The organism is Ferruginivarius sediminum (assembly GCF_003344765.1).
Taxonomy (GTDB): domain Bacteria; phylum Pseudomonadota; class Alphaproteobacteria; order Kiloniellales; family Rhodovibrionaceae; genus Ferruginivarius; species Ferruginivarius sediminum.
On sequence record NZ_QPMH01000004.1, the window covers coordinates 142058 to 155950 of the forward strand.

Consider the following 13893-nt stretch of genomic DNA (forward strand, 5'->3'; position numbering starts at 1 on the left):
ATGAGCGTGCTGCTCGACGAAACGACCCCGGTCCTCATCCAGGGCTTTACGGGCCGCATTGGCACCTTCCACGCCAAGGAGATGATCGACTACGGCACCAACCTGGTGGGCGGTGTCACGCCCGGTCGAGGTGGCGACCGGCATCTGGATCGCCCAGTCTTCGACACCGTGGCCGAGGCCGTGGCTGAGACCGGCGCGGAAGCCTCGATCATCTTCGTGCCGCCGCCGTTCGCGGCCGATGCGATGATGGAGGCGGCGGAGGCCGGCCTGCGGATGTGCGTTGCCATCACCGACGGCATTCCGGCCCAGGACATGATGCGGGTGAAGCGCTACCTGCGCCGCTACAAGTGGGAGCGCAGGCTGCGCCTTATCGGCCCGAACTGTGCCGGTATCATCAGTCCCGGCAAGGCTCTTCTGGGTTTGATGCCAGATCACATCTACCTGCCGGGCAATGTCGGTATCGTCGGCCGTTCCGGTACGCTGGGCTACGAGGCGGCGGCGCAGATGAAGGAGCTTGGCATCGGCGTGTCCTCCAGTGTCGGTATCGGTGGCGATCCGATCAACGGCAGCTCGTTCAAGGACGTGCTGGAAATGTTCCAGAACGATCCCGAGACGGAAGCCATCGTCATGATCGGCGAGATCGGCGGTCCGCAGGAAGCGGAGGCGGCGGATTACATTCGCGAGCACGTTACCAAGCCGGTCGTCGCCTATATTGCGGGGCTCAGCGCGCCGAAGGGGCGGCGTATGGGCCATGCGGGCGCCATCATCAGCGCCGCAGGCGAGGGTGCGGCCGAAAAGTCCGCCCTGCTGGAAGACGCCGGAGTCAGTATCGCGCCGAACCCCTCGGAAATCGGCTCGACCGTGGCTGCGACGCTGCGGGCCGCTTAGGGCAGGATCGCCTCGGGCTGATCCCCCAAGCCACGTGGCCCGTGGCGTCATCCTGCTCGCCTCTCCCTGTAAGAGCGGCGAAAACGTCGCAACATCTCCTGCGTCGCCGGGTCGCCACAAGGGCGGCCCGGCATTTTTCTTCACGTCTTGAAACCGCGACCCTTCACGATTGCATCGGCGCCCAGCTTCCCGCGAACCCGGTCCATCGCGGCTTCCACCTTGGCATGCCGGCCGATGTCGGGGTCCAGGAGACTCGGCGGATCGGCCAGCGCCGCGTCCACCAAATCGTGGGCGCCGATGCCAATGAGCCGGAACCTGCGCCCGTCCGCCGCCTTGCGGAGCAAAGGTTCCGCCGCCCGGTACAGCCGGTCGGCAAGCCTGGTCGGGTCCTGCAGGCGCTGCGAGCGGGTCAGCGTCTGGAAATCGCGTGTCTTCAGCTTCAGTGTGACGCCATGCCCGGCCAGTCCCGATTTCTTCAGCCGCGCGGCCACGGTTTCGCACAACGGCCACAGGCGCGAAAGCAATTCGTCCGCGTCGGCGACATCGGTGTCGAACGTCGTTTCCGCCGAGATGCTCTTGGTCGGTGCGTTCGGCTCTACCTGCCGCTTGTCCACGCCGCGCGCGAAGCTGTACAGGCGCCGCCCCATCGCCCCATAGCGGGCAATCAGGTCGATTTCCTCGTAGCGGCGGAGGTGGCTGATACGGGTGATCCCGTCGCGGGAGAGGGAGGCCTGCATCGCCTTTCCGACGCCGGAGATGATGCCCACGGGCTTCTCTGCCAGGAAATCCAGCGCCTCGGCCCGGCCAATGGCGGCGAAGCCGCGCGGCTTGTCCAGGTCCGAGGCGATCTTGGCGAGGAATTTGTTGTAGCTGAGGCCGATGGAGGCGGTGACGCCAAGCTCGCGCTCGATGTCCAGCACCAGCCGGGCCAGGCTCCGCGCGGGCCGGCCGCCGTGCAGCGTCTCGATCCCCGAGAGATCCAGGAAGGCCTCGTCGATGGACAGCGGCTCGACCAGCGGTGTGATGTCCTGCATCAGTTCGCGCACGCGCCGCCCGGCGGCGCGGTAGCGGTCCATGTCCGGGCGGATAACGACGGCGTCGGGACAGCGCTCCAGCGCCTTGAACATCGGCATCGCGGAGCGGACGCCGTAGATGCGCGCCACATAGCAGCAGGCGGCCACGACGCCGCGTCGGCCGCCGCCGACAATGACCGGTTTGTCTGCCAATTCGGGGTTGTCGCGCTTCTCGATGCTGGCAAAGAACGCATCGCAGTCGAGATGCGCCAGCGACAACGTCGGCAATTCACCGTGGGCGAACAGGCGGGGCGAGGCGCATTCGGGACAGCGCTCGGCCGGCGTGTCCTCGAACAATGTCAGGCAATCCCGGCACAGGGCCGGCGTCGCCTCGGTCATTGATCCACCTCCGAGAGCGTGCGCACAGCCTCTGCCCGTTCATCCGCCCGCCATAGTCGGGCAGCGCCGCGCACGCCGCTGGAATCGCCGTGCACCGGCGGCACGATACGCGTGTCGACGCGGTCGGAGAAGACATGGGGCTGCAGGCGTTCCGGCAACTCCTCATAGAGGTGTGCCAGGTTCGAGAGGCCGCCGCCCAGGACGATGACGGCCGGGTCCAGGATATTGATGACGCCCGCCAGCGCGCGGGCGAGACGGTCGCAGTAGCGATCCAGGGCTGCCTTGGCTGCCGCTTCACCCGCCCCGGCGCGCATGGCGACCATCCTTGCATCCCCCTCGCGGCCGCTGTTCGCAAGGTAGTCGGCGACCAGCCCCGGACCGGAGAGGAAGGTCTCGATGCACCCGCTGCGCCCGCAGTAGCAGGGTGGGCCGGGGCGCTCGTCGTCCCGTGGCGCGGGCAGGGGATTGTGCCCCCACTCGCCCGCGATCGCGTTAGGGCCGGAAATGAGTTGTCCGCGAACCACGATGCCACCCCCGACACCCGTGCCTAGGATGGCGCCGAAAACTGGCGATTCGTTTGCGGCCGCACCGTCGGTGGCTTCCGACAGGGCGAAACAGTCAGCGTCGTTAGCAAGGCGTACGGGCCGGTCCAGTGCGCGGGCCAGATCGCGCTCGAGGGGCTTACCGATCAACCAGGTCGAATTGGCGTTCTTGACGAGGCCCGTGGCTGGGGAAATCGCGCCCGGAATACCGACCCCGACGCTTGCCCGTGCGTCCAGGTCGCTTTCGATGGCATCGACAAGGCCGCGGACGTCGGCGATGGTGGCATTGTAATCACCTCGCCGAGTCGGCACTCTGCGGCGAGCGCGGCACGCGCCGTCGTGGTCCAGGGCGACGCCCTCTATCTTCGTTCCACCAAGGTCGATACCGATTAACATTATTGGATATACCAAGCATTAACCCTGCAGGTTGTATCAAATAGGCTGTGCCAGGGGCATAGGCGCGCGGCACCGGCATGATTGTGATCATGACAAACGCGCGCGCGGCTTGCTACACAGGCGGTGCATCGGGACCAGAGATCGGAATGCCTGCATGAACAACGGGAATACCAAAACGGTGCTCGTGGTCGAGGACAACGAGTTGAACATGAAACTCTTCCACGACCTGCTCGAAGCGCACGGCTATGCCATCCTGCAGACGAAGGACGGCATGGAGGCGCTGAAGATCGCCCGCGAACACCACCCCGACCTGATCCTGATGGACATCCAGCTTCCGGAAGTCTCCGGCCTGGAGGTCACCAAGTGGATCAAGGAGGACGACAACCTGAAGTCGATCCCCGTCATCGCCGTCACGGCGTTCGCCATGAAGGGCGACGAGGATAAGATCCGTGAAGGTGGGTGCGAGGCCTATATCGCCAAGCCGATCTCGGTGGCAGACTTCCTCGCGACCGTCGAGCGTTTTCTCAGTAACTCGGATCGGACCGGATCGCCGCAACCCGCATGACAGCACGCATCCTTGTCGTCGACGATATCCCCGCAAACGTCAAGCTGCTCGAAGCCAAGCTCTCGGCCGAGTATTACGACGTAATCCCGGCTGCGGACGGGCCGCAGGCGCTGGAAGTGGCGCGCGAGCAAGCGCCCGACATCATTCTGCTGGACGTGATGATGCCGGGGATGGACGGCTTCGAGGTTTGCGAGCGGCTGAAGGCGGATGCCGGCACCGCCCACATCCCCGTCGTCATGGTGACGGCATTGTCGGAGATCTCCGACCGCGTGCGCGGGCTGGAGGCGGGGGCCGACGATTTCCTCTCCAAGCCGGTCAACGACACTGCGCTGTTCGCGCGCGTCCGCTCGCTCGTCCGCCTGAAGATGATGATGGACGAGTTGCGGGTGCGCCAGGAGACGTCCGGCCAGCTTGGCGTTGCCGACGCCGGCGACGACCTGGACGACGCCCCTGCCCGAATTCTGACCGTCGAAAGCAGCGAATATACTGCTGAGCGGACGTGCAAGTACCTGCGCGAAGCCGGGCATACGGTGGATCATGTGGACACCGGGCGTGCCGGGCTGGAGCAAGGGCGCGAGGGCGGCTACGACCTCATCATCGTCGGTATCGACCTGAAGGGTGAGGACGGCCTGCGGCTTTGCTCGCAGTTCCGCTCGCAGGAAGAGACGCGGCACGTCCCGCTGCTGCTGTTGTTGGACGACATGGATCTTCCACGCCTTGCCAAGGGTCTCGACCTTGGCGTCACGGACTATCTGGTGAAGCCTCTGGATCGCGGCGAGCTGTTGGCGCGGGCCCGCACGCAGGTGCGCCGCCGCCGCTATCACGACCGCTTGCGCGCGCGAATCCAGAAAAGCGTCTCGATGGCGTTCACGGACGCGCTGACCGGGCTTTACAACCGGCGTTACCTAACGACGCACCTGGACCGCAAGCTGATGGGGATCGGCGCGACGGGAAAGCCGGTAGCGGTGGCGATCCTGGACGTCGATCACTTCAAGCAGATCAACGACACCTACGGCCATAACGCGGGTGACGAGGTGCTGCAACAGCTTGCGACCGCGCTGCAGGACAACCTGCGCAGCGTCGATCTGGTGGCGCGTTATGGCGGTGAAGAATTCGTCATTGTCATGCCGGATACCGGAAGCGACGCGGCCCAGTGCGTGGCTGAGCGCGTGCGCGGCCGCGTCGTCGAGAACGAATTCAGGGTCGCGGGCGGCGAGACCAGCCTGCCCGTGACCGTTTCCATCGGCGTCGCGGCGACCACCAATGCCGAGGAAATGGCCGAGGACGTGCTGGACCGCGCGGATCAAGCGCTCTATCGCGCGAAGTCGGAGGGACGCAATCGTGTCGTCTCGGCCGATGGAACTGAGGTGCTCTCGCCCGAGGCGGTGAAGACCGGGCTCTGATTGGCCCTGGCCGCGCCCTTCCGAAACGCCTGTCGCGAGCCCCGGTGCGGCGGCATGACGCGGCCGCTTGCGAGGGGCCTTCCCACCCGGCACACTCGTTACCCATCGTACGGCGAGGTCGCATCCCGATGAGTTTTCCCGATGCTGGCGAATTCTGGGACGAGAAGTATGCCGGCGAGCAATATCGCTTCGGCGTGTCTCCCAATGCCTTCCTGGCTGCTCAAGCCGCACGCTTGAAGCCCGGTCTTCGGGCACTTGCGCTTGCCGATGGGGAGGGCCGGAATGGCGTCTGGCTGGCGCGGCAGGGGCTGGAGGTGGTTTCGGTCGATATTTCCCGGCGCGGGATCGCGAAGGCGAAGGCACTGGGAGCGGCCCACGGCGTCGATCTGGATATCCGCCACGGCGACCTGTCCACTTGGGAAATGGGAGAGGCGGCCTTCGACGTTGTCGTCGCCATCTTCATCCAGTTCGCCGGGCCGGACCTTCGCGCGCGCCTTTTCGCGGGAATAAAGCGTGCGCTGAGGCCGGGCGGCCTCCTGATCCTCCAGGGCTACCGGCCGGAGCAGATAGAGTACGGCACCGGCGGACCGCCGTTCGCCGAGAACATGTACACCGAGGAACTGCTACGCGATGCCTTCGGCGACTTCGAGATAGAGCGTCTCGAAAGTCACGACGACGTCATCCACGAGGGTAGCGGGCACGACGGGCTGTCCGCCCTGATCGATCTGATAGCCCGCAAGCCGGCGACGTGAACACGAAAAGGCCGCCGAAAACGGCGGCCCCATCACGCAGTCCGTGTGCCGCACCGGCTTACTTCATCTTCGATTCCTTGAAGATGACGTGCTTGCGCGCCTTCGGGTCGTACTTGCGGAGCTGCAGCTTCTCGGTGGTGGCACGCGTGTTCTTCTTCGTCACGTAGAAATAGCCGGTGTCGGCGGTGCTCACCAGTTTGATCTGCTGCGTCGTTGGCTTGGCCATAACTCTGCGTCCTTGAATCGAGGCTGTTCTGCTGCGCGAACATACTGAGTGGCTGCACGCTGTCAAGCACGGCCAAGCGGTTTGCAGGAGACCCGCCGGTCGCCGCGCCAGAGAAGGCGTTCCACGGGCCGTGTGCCTCCTTGCGCCAAGGCGATGCGCAGATCGCGTGCCAGCGTGAGGACAAGCTGTGTCACCTCCGCCATCGGCAACGCCTCCCACTCTCGCCACGCGATCCAGTCGACCGCTTCGATTTCGCCGTCGCCCGTACCGACTTGGGTGGCTGCGTCGCCGTTGCAGAGGAAAAAGCGGGTATGGAAGCGGATCGGCGAAGCGGTCGGGGTGATCGCCCTAGCCAGGAGATACATCCGGTCGAATGCCGGATGTCGGCCGGCTCGGAGGTAGCTTCTCCAGGGAGTGGTTGTAGCTGACCTCGGCATGCGAAAGCGCACGTCCTCGGTCATGCCTTCGCCGATCAGCAGGCCCGTTTCCTCGAACGTCTCGCGAAGCGCGCACCGGGCGAAGGCCTTCAGTTTCAGGCTGGTGGCCCGGTCGATGCCGGGTGGCTGGGCAGGCATGGTTTCCGTGTAGCCGCTCGGCCGAAGATCCGCATGGTCCAGGCGGCCGCCGGGCGGGACGAACACGCCGGGCATGAACTTCGCGTTCCGCTGCCGGCGTCCCAGCAGAACCTCCGGTTCTGTGAGGTCTCCGCGCAGCAGGATGAGCCCGGCCGCATCCTTCGGGCGAACGGTGGGCCGGGGCTTGAGGTCGGCTTGCGCGGGTAGGGAACTCAGTGGTGGACCTGCGCCAGTTTAGCGGGAACCGTACCGGCAGCGGTGCGGTAAAGCTCGCGATCATGGATCAGCCGCAGCGCGACATCCAGATCGAGAGATGGTGACGCACGCCGGCCCGGGCAGCTTGCCCGCAGTGCTTCAAGCGCTTCTTCGCCCGCCTGACCGTCGCCGTAAGCCGCCGAGTGTGTCCGGGTTTGCCGCGTCATCCGGCTGTGCCGCAGGTCGGCAAGAACGTCATCGAAGTCTTCCGCCTTGCCGCTTGTGCAGACATCGGGCAGCACGCCGCGCCGGCTGAGAGCGTATCCTGATGGCGCATGGAAGCGGGCCCAGGTCAGGGTGAGTTCCCCGCGGTTCGGCAGGCGCAGGACGGTCTGCACTGTTCCCTTGCCGAAGGACGTGCTGCCGATCACCACGGCGCGGCCGGAGTCTTGCAGGGCAGCCGCCACGATCTCGGAGGCGGATGCGGACGCGGCGTTCACGAGAACCACCACTGGCCGCCCTTCGCCAAGGTCATCTGGATCCGCGTCGAAGTACTGATGACTGTCCGGATGCCGGCCATGGGTGGAGACGATCCGGCCTTCGCGCACGAAGAGGTCCGAGACATCGACCGCCTGATCCAGTAGCCCGCCGGGGTTGTCCCGCAGATCGAGGACGAAGCCGGCAAGGTCCGGGCCGATATCTCGGCGCGCTTTCCCGATGACCCGGCGCATCGACTCGGCCGTATTCTGGTTGAAGCCGCTGACGCGGATGTAGGCGGTATCGCCCTCGCGCCGGTACTCTACCGTCTGCGGTACGATGTGGCCGCGGCGAACGGCGATCTGAACAGGATACTCCAAGTCCTCGCGGCGCACCGTGAGCGCCACGCGGCTGTCGATGCGCCCGCGCAGCTTCTCGACAGCCTCCGCACGCCCCAGCATGGCTGCCGGCTCGCCGTCGATGGCGACGATCACATCGCCCTCTGCGAGGCCCGCTGACTTTGCGGGGCTGTCTTGCATTACCGAGAGGATCTCGATACCTGCGTCAACCATCCCGATCCGGACACCGATGCCGCCGAAGCCATCGCGGTTCGCGCGGTTCTCCCGCGCCCGGTCCGCGCCAGCATAGCGGGAATAGGGGTCGAGGTGTACCAACATCCCCTCGAACATCGACTCGTATAGCTCTTCCGCGGATTTGTTCCGCAGGGTGGGCGAATAGCTTTGGCCGGCTTCGAGCGCCGATGCCGTCATGCTGCCCCAGCGGTCCGGATCCTCGCTCTTGGGCAGCGGGAAGACATGCGTCTCGCGGCCCTTGACGCGCATGGAAAGATCGTCGCCGTGCCGCTCGACCGCCACGGTGGGGTCCATCTCGGCGACTTCGCGTAGTCCGGCGACGGCGAGGTCCGCCATCGCCACTTCCTCGATATAGATGTCGGCGATGTCGTGATAGCCGACGGAAAACAGACGTGTCGCCTCGAACGAATTGTACTCGCCAGATACGGTATTCTGTTCCTTGCCGGCACAGGCAACCGCCAGAACCAGCATGGAGAACGCCGCAATCCGGACTGCGCGCGCCGGCAATTTCCGCGGCGCCATACCGGTCCGCCCCAACCGGTTCGGCTTCCCCTTTGGTGTCGCCATCCGCACTACTTTCGGCCGCTCACCCGTCTCTTAATAATTAAATCTCTTTGGCCATTCTTCCAACGCATTTTTGTATTAGGGAGGCAAATATGGCGCGAGCATGACGGACCGCCGGTCAAAGACCCGTTAACGCGGCATGAAGGCAGCGGTGTCGCCGCTATTCGCCTTGCTTCTGTTTCGATGCGTGACCATTGCGCGAACTGGCTTTTCCGGCGGGTTTCGTGGACTTCCCGGCCTTTGCCGCCTTTTTCGCCTGCTTGGCCTTCCGCGCGGATTTGCGGGCCGTCTTCGATGTCCGCGCGGCCTGCCGGCGGCGGCCCTTGCCGGGACCGCCCGGACTCACCGGCTCGGTCTCGATCGATTCGCCGCCAGCGGATTCGATGACCTCGATCATCTCCAGGACGATGCCGCCGGTGACCGGATCGGCTTCCGCAAGGCGCACCTTCACCTTGTCGCCCAGGCGATACACACGTCCCCAGCGATTGCCCACCAGGCAATGGGCCTTCTCGTCGTGGCGGTAGAAGTCGTTCGGCAGGGTGCCGATGGGAATTAGGCCATCGGCGCCAGTTTCCTGAAGCGTCACGAACAGACCGAAACGGGTGACTCCACCGACGCGCCCCAGTAGCTCCGTCCCAACGCGGTCCTTCAGGTAGGCGGCCGTGAAACGATCGATCGCATCGTACTCCGCCCCCTGCGCGCGGCGCTCGGTGAACGAGATGTGCTCCCCGATTTCCGCGAAGGCCTCCGCCTCGCCGGGGCCCAGCCCGCCTTCGCCCAGTTTCAGGCCGTCGATCAGGGCACGGTGGACGAGCAGGTCGGCATAGCGGCGGATCGGCGAGGTGAAGTGGGCGTAGCGCTGCAGCGCCAGGCCGAAGTGCCCCTGGTTGTCCGGGCTGTAGTAGGCCTGGCTCTGGCAGCGCAGCACAAGCTGGTTCACCATCGCCGCTTCCGGGTGGCCCGCGACTTTTGCCAGGATCCGCTTGAAGGCCTCGGGCCGCGCCGCCTGATCGGACGCCAGCGTCAGGTCGAAGCTGCGCAGCGTTTCCCGCAAGGCGTCCACCTTGTCGGGATCCGGCGGCTCGTGCACGCGGTACATGCAGGGCTGACCGCGGCTCTCCAGCGTCTCGGCCGCCGCGACGTTGGCGGCGATCATGAACTCCTCGATCAGCCGGTGCGAATCCAGCCGCTCGCGCGGTTCGATGGCCTTCACGTTGCCGGTCTCGTCGACGATCACCTGCTTCTCGGCGATGTCGATATCCAGGGTTCCGCGTGCCTCGCGCGCCCGCAGCAAGGCCTCGAAGGCGCCGTACAGCGGCTCGATCACCGGCTCCAGCAATGGCGCTGTCAATGCGTCGGGATTGCCGTCCCTGGCGGCCTGCACCTGCTCGTAGGTCAGCCGCGCGCTGGAGCGCATCAGCCCGCGCATGAAGCGGTGCTCCAGCGCCTTGCCGTCGCGGCCGATGCGGATTTCGACCGCCATGCAACCCCGATCCTCGTCGGGACGCAGGGAGCACCAGCCGTTCGACAGTCCCTCCGGCAGCATCGGCACGACGCGGTCCGGGAAATAGACCGAGTTGCCGCGGTCCCTCGCGGCGCGGTCGAGGGCGCCGTCCGGGCGTACGTAGTGGGCGACGTCGGCGATTGCGACCATGATCCGGAAACCGCCCGGATTATCGTCCCCGTCGTCGGGTGCCGCCATGACGGCATCGTCGAAGTCCCTGGCATCGGTCCCGTCAATGGTGACGAGCGGAAGCTCCCGCAGATCCTCGCGGTCGCCCAGGCGGACAGGCAGCGCCTCGTTCGCGGCCTCCAGCGCCTTCTCGGGGAACTCGACGGGGATATCGTTCTCGTGGATCGCGATCAGGCTGATGGCCTTGGGGGAGGCGGTGTCGCCCAGGCGCTCCACCACGCGCACCTCACGCTGACCCAGTCGCGGATGGTGGGGCTTGACCTCGCAAAGGACGAACTCGCCGGGCTCGGCTCCGGCGGCATCTTCCTTGCGCAGGATGTATTCCTGCTTCACCCGCTTGTCGGTGGGACGCAGCCGGCCGGCCCTTTCACCGCGCTCGTAGATGCCGAGCACCCGCTTCGGAGAGCCCGCCAGGACACGGATCGGTCTTGCCTCGTAAACGCCGGGTTCGATCCTGCTCAGCTTGGCCAGGATGCGGGCGCCAGTATGCAAGGTCGCCGCCCAGCCCCGCTCGGGCACGACATAGATGCGCGGCGGCGAGGTTTCGCCCTTCCACTGTGCCGGACGGGCCAGCAACTCCCCATCCGGGTCGCGGTCGGCGATGTCGAGAACGGAGATCTCTGGCAGCGCGTTGACAGGCCGAAGGCGCTTCTTCTCGCCCTGTTCGATATCGCCCGCTGCAAGCAGCTCGCGCAGCATTTCCTTGAGCTGCACGCGCTGCGCCCCCTTCAGGTGGAAGGCACGGGCGATATCGCGCTTGTCCACCGGCTGCGCGCTCTCCTCAATATAGCGCAGCAACTCGTCACGCGAGGGCAGGGGGCCGGCTTTCCGTGTCGCCCTGGCCAAGGCCTATCTCCGCCGGGTCGCTTCGCGCGGGCGCATTCAGGAACTGCTGTCCGACGATGCGTTCGCCGCTGTCTTCTTGCCGCCCTTCGGCGCCGCGCCCGACTTGCCCGCCGCCTTGGTCTTTGCACTCGTCTTGGTCTTGCTCGACGAGGCTGAGGCGGCGGTCTTGCCCTTCGTGCTCTTCGCCTTCGTGGTCTTGCCGGCGGCGGCGCTTTTGGTCTTGCCGTTGCCCTTCTTCTTCGCTTGCTCGTCCAGCAGGTCCACGGCCTGCTGCAAGGTCACCGACTCCGGCTCCGTGCCCTTGGGCAGCGAGGCAAACGTCCGGCCGTGCTTTACGTAGGGGCCATAGCGACCGACGCTTGCAGTAATCGGACCGCCCTCGCGCGGGTGCTCGCCGATCTCTGTCTGCTGGCGGGCGCGGCGTTTCTTCGGCGATTCGGCCAGGATGGTGAGGGCGCGGTTCTGCCCGACCGTGAGTACGTCGTCATCGTCCGGAAGGGACACATACGCGCTGCCATGCTTGATATAGGGGCCGTAGCGCCCGATACCGGCCTGCACCGGCTCCCCATCCTCCGGGTGCTTGCAGATTTCGCGCGGCAAGCTGAGCAGGGCCAGCGCGGTTTGCAGGTCGACGGCGGTGGGGTCGAGCCCCTTGGGCAGCGATACCCGCTTCGGCTTGTTCTTCTTGTCGCCCTCGCCAAGCTGGATGTAAGGGCCGAACGGGCCTTTCTTCAGCACCACCGAATCGCCGGTTTCCGGCTCCGTCCCAAGTTCGCGCGGGCCGGTGTCGCCTTCCGGCGGCGCCTCGCCGGGCGCGGGAGCAACCAGCGGGCGCGTGTAAGTACACTCCGGATAGTTGCCGCAGCCGATGAAGCCGCCGGTACGGCCGATCTTGAGGCCAAGGCGCCCGCCGCACTGCGGACACGCGCGCGGGTCCTTCTCCGGGTTGTCCGGATCGACCGGGAAGAAGTGCGGGCCAAGTTCCTGGTCCAGCGCGGAGATCACGTCGGCCATCTTGAGGCCGCGCGTACTCTCCACGCCCTTGTGGAACTGTTCCCAAAAGTCGCGCAGCACCTGCTTCCAGTTGGCGCGGCCGCCGGAGATGTCGTCGAGCTGCTCCTCCAGCTTGGCGGTGAAGTCGTACTCGACATAGCGGTCGAAGAAGCTGGTCAGGAACGCGGTCACCAGACGCCCACGGTCCTCCGGCACGAAGCGCCGCTTCTCCAGCCGCACATAGTCCCGGTCCTGCAGCACTTGCAAGATGGTCGCGTAGGTGGACGGCCGGCCAATGCCCAGCTCTTCCAGGCGCTTCACCAGGCTCGCCTCGGAATAGCGCGGCGGCGGCTGGGTGAAGTGCTGCTCCGCTTCCACCTTTTCGCGCGATACGTCCTGATTTTCCGTCAGCGGTGGCAGGCGGCGCTCGTCGTCCTCGCCTTCCCCGGCGTCGTCGCGGCCTTCCCGATAGAGCTTGTAGAAGCCGTCGAAGACGACGGTGGAGCCGGTCGCGCGCAGCTTCGCCAGGTCGTAGTCCACCGCAATCTCGGCGGTCACCTGGTCCAGGCGCGCGCTTTCCATCTGGCTGGCGACCGTGCGCTTCCAGACCAGGTCATAAAGCCGCCGGCCATCGTCATCCAGGTATTGGCCGACCTCGTCCGGGGTGCGGAAAAGGTCTGTCGGCCGAATGGCCTCGTGAGCCTCCTGGGCGTTCTTGGCGCGTGTGGAGTAGGCGCGCGGCTTGCCCGGCAGGTAATCGCTGCCGTAGCGCCGTCCGATCAGGTCGCGCGTGGCCTCCAGCGCCTCGTTGGAGATCTGCACCCCGTCCGTTCGCATATAGGTGATGAGACCGACACTCTCGCCGCTGGTCTCCACGCCCTCGTACAGCCGCTGGGCGACGCGCATGGTGCGGCTGGCGCCGAAACCCAGCTTGCGCGACGCCTCCTGCTGTAGGGTGGAGGTGGTGAACGGCGGTTGCGGGTTGCGCCGGGTCTGCTTGCGCTCGACCGAGGCGACGCGGAATTGGCCCGCCTGCTCCAGCTTCTCCTTCGCGGTGTCCGCGGCCTGCTGGTTCGGCAGGTCGAACTTGTCCAGCCGCTTGCCGTCCAGGTGTGTCAGCCGGGCCGTGAAGGGCGCCTTTTCAGGTGTGCGTAGCTGTGCCTGGATGGTCCAGTATTCCTGCGGGCGGAAGGCTTCAATCTCGGCCTCGCGCTCGCAGACGAGGCGGAGCGCGACCGACTGAACCCGGCCCGCCGACTTGCTGCCCGGCAGCTTCCGCCACAGCACGGGCGACAGGTTGAAACCGACCAGATAATCCAGCGCGCGCCGCGCCAGATAAGCCTCGATAAGCTCCTGGTTCAGCTCGCGCGGATGCTCGAACGCATCCTTGATTGCATCCTTGGTGATGGCGTTGAACGCCACCCGCCTGACGGTCACACCCGAAAGCGCGCGACGGCGGCGCAGCTCTTCCAGGATGTGCCAGGAGATCGCCTCGCCCTCGCGGTCCGGGTCGGTCGCGAGGTAGAGCGCGTCGGCCTGCTTCACCGCGTTGACGATATCCTTCAGCCGCTTGTCCGACTGGCTGTCGACTTCCCAGTCCATTTCGAAGTCGGCGTCGGGACGGACGGAACCGTCCTTGGAGGGCAGATCACGGACATGGCCGTAGGAAGCCAGGACCTGGAAGTCCCGACCGAGGTACTTGTTGATGGTCCGGGCTTTCGCCGGAGATTCGACAACGACGACGTTCATTCGCACACCAGGGTGGTGACCCGC

The 13893-nt window shown here is 65.9% G+C and carries 11 protein-coding genes; 4 read left to right on the top strand and 7 right to left on the bottom strand.

Annotation, left to right across the window (positions count from 1 at the left end):
* The gene (sucD, locus tag DRB17_RS06155) at positions 1 to 888 is read left to right on the top strand and encodes a succinate--CoA ligase subunit alpha (RefSeq protein WP_114581314.1); all 888 of its coding nucleotides are present in this window, start codon (positions 1 to 3) and stop codon (positions 886 to 888) included.
* A gap of 140 nt (positions 889 to 1028) precedes the next feature.
* Here the strand turns inward: sucD and DRB17_RS06160 are convergent, their stop codons facing one another.
* Positions 1029 to 2300 carry a DNA polymerase IV gene (locus DRB17_RS06160; protein ID WP_114581315.1) on the bottom strand — a complete coding sequence of 424 codons (1272 nt, stop codon included), beginning with the start codon at positions 2298 to 2300 and terminating at the stop codon, positions 1029 to 1031.
* The gene (locus tag DRB17_RS06165) at positions 2297 to 3238 is read right to left on the bottom strand and encodes an ROK family protein (protein ID WP_114581316.1); all 942 of its coding nucleotides are present in this window, start codon (positions 3236 to 3238) and stop codon (positions 2297 to 2299) included. Before DRB17_RS06165 ends, DRB17_RS06160 begins: the two co-directional genes overlap by 4 nt.
* A gap of 154 nt (positions 3239 to 3392) precedes the next feature.
* Here DRB17_RS06165 and DRB17_RS06170 point away from each other — a divergent pair, with 154 nt between their 5' ends.
* From DRB17_RS06170 to DRB17_RS06180, 3 genes are all read left to right on the top strand, one after another.
* Entirely contained in the window at positions 3393 to 3803 is a 411-nt protein-coding gene (locus tag DRB17_RS06170; protein WP_114581317.1) for a response regulator, read from the top strand.
* Entirely contained in the window at positions 3800 to 5206 is a 1407-nt protein-coding gene (locus DRB17_RS06175; protein WP_114581318.1) for a PleD family two-component system response regulator, read from the top strand. The genes DRB17_RS06170 and DRB17_RS06175 overlap by 4 nt, the downstream gene beginning before the upstream one ends.
* A 128-nt stretch (positions 5207 to 5334) precedes the next feature.
* On the top strand, positions 5335 to 5958 hold the full coding sequence (locus DRB17_RS06180; RefSeq protein WP_114581319.1) for an SAM-dependent methyltransferase: 624 nt from the start codon (positions 5335 to 5337) through the stop codon (positions 5956 to 5958).
* Between the two features lie 58 nt (positions 5959 to 6016).
* Here the strand turns inward: DRB17_RS06180 and rpmG are convergent, their stop codons facing one another.
* From rpmG to topA, 5 genes are all read right to left on the bottom strand, one after another.
* Positions 6017 to 6184: a 50S ribosomal protein L33 gene (gene rpmG, locus DRB17_RS06185; protein ID WP_114581320.1), complete on the bottom strand. Its 168-nt coding sequence runs from the start codon at positions 6182 to 6184 to the stop codon at positions 6017 to 6019.
* 62 nt (positions 6185 to 6246) lie between these two features.
* Positions 6247 to 6834, bottom strand: coding sequence for an NUDIX hydrolase (locus DRB17_RS06190; RefSeq protein WP_114581321.1), 588 nt, complete (start codon positions 6832 to 6834; stop codon positions 6247 to 6249).
* Positions 6835 to 6971: 137 nt separating this feature from the next.
* Positions 6972 to 8546, bottom strand: a complete 1575-nt coding sequence (locus DRB17_RS06195; protein ID WP_161958722.1) for a S41 family peptidase — start codon at positions 8544 to 8546, stop codon at positions 6972 to 6974.
* Between the two features lie 202 nt (positions 8547 to 8748).
* On the bottom strand, positions 8749 to 11127 hold the full coding sequence (gene rnr / locus DRB17_RS06200) for a ribonuclease R (protein ID WP_206607800.1): 2379 nt from the start codon (positions 11125 to 11127) through the stop codon (positions 8749 to 8751).
* Between the two features lie 36 nt (positions 11128 to 11163).
* Positions 11164 to 13869: a type I DNA topoisomerase gene (gene topA / locus DRB17_RS06205; RefSeq protein ID WP_114581324.1), complete on the bottom strand. Its 2706-nt coding sequence runs from the start codon at positions 13867 to 13869 to the stop codon at positions 11164 to 11166.
* Between the last annotated feature and the right edge of the window lie 24 nt (positions 13870 to 13893).

Coding starts and splice junctions, on each gene's coding strand:
- DRB17_RS06180 (WP_114581319.1), top strand. CDS start 5,335: ATGAGTTTTCCCGATGCTGGCGAATTCTGGGACGAGAAGTATGCCGGC.
- DRB17_RS06175 (WP_114581318.1), top strand. CDS start 3,800: ATGACAGCACGCATCCTTGTCGTCGACGATATCCCCGCAAACGTCAAG.
- DRB17_RS06170 (WP_114581317.1), top strand. CDS start 3,393: ATGAACAACGGGAATACCAAAACGGTGCTCGTGGTCGAGGACAACGAG.
- topA (WP_114581324.1), bottom strand. CDS start 13,869: ATGAACGTCGTCGTTGTCGAATCTCCGGCGAAAGCCCGGACCATCAAC.
- sucD (WP_114581314.1), top strand. CDS start 1: ATGAGCGTGCTGCTCGACGAAACGACCCCGGTCCTCATCCAGGGCTTT.
- DRB17_RS06165 (WP_114581316.1), bottom strand. CDS start 3,238: ATGTTAATCGGTATCGACCTTGGTGGAACGAAGATAGAGGGCGTCGCC.
- DRB17_RS06190 (WP_114581321.1), bottom strand. CDS start 6,834: ATGCCCGGCGTGTTCGTCCCGCCCGGCGGCCGCCTGGACCATGCGGAT.
- DRB17_RS06160 (WP_114581315.1), bottom strand. CDS start 2,300: ATGACCGAGGCGACGCCGGCCCTGTGCCGGGATTGCCTGACATTGTTC.
- rpmG (WP_114581320.1), bottom strand. CDS start 6,184: ATGGCCAAGCCAACGACGCAGCAGATCAAACTGGTGAGCACCGCCGAC.
- DRB17_RS06195 (WP_161958722.1), bottom strand. CDS start 8,546: ATGGCGCCGCGGAAATTGCCGGCGCGCGCAGTCCGGATTGCGGCGTTC.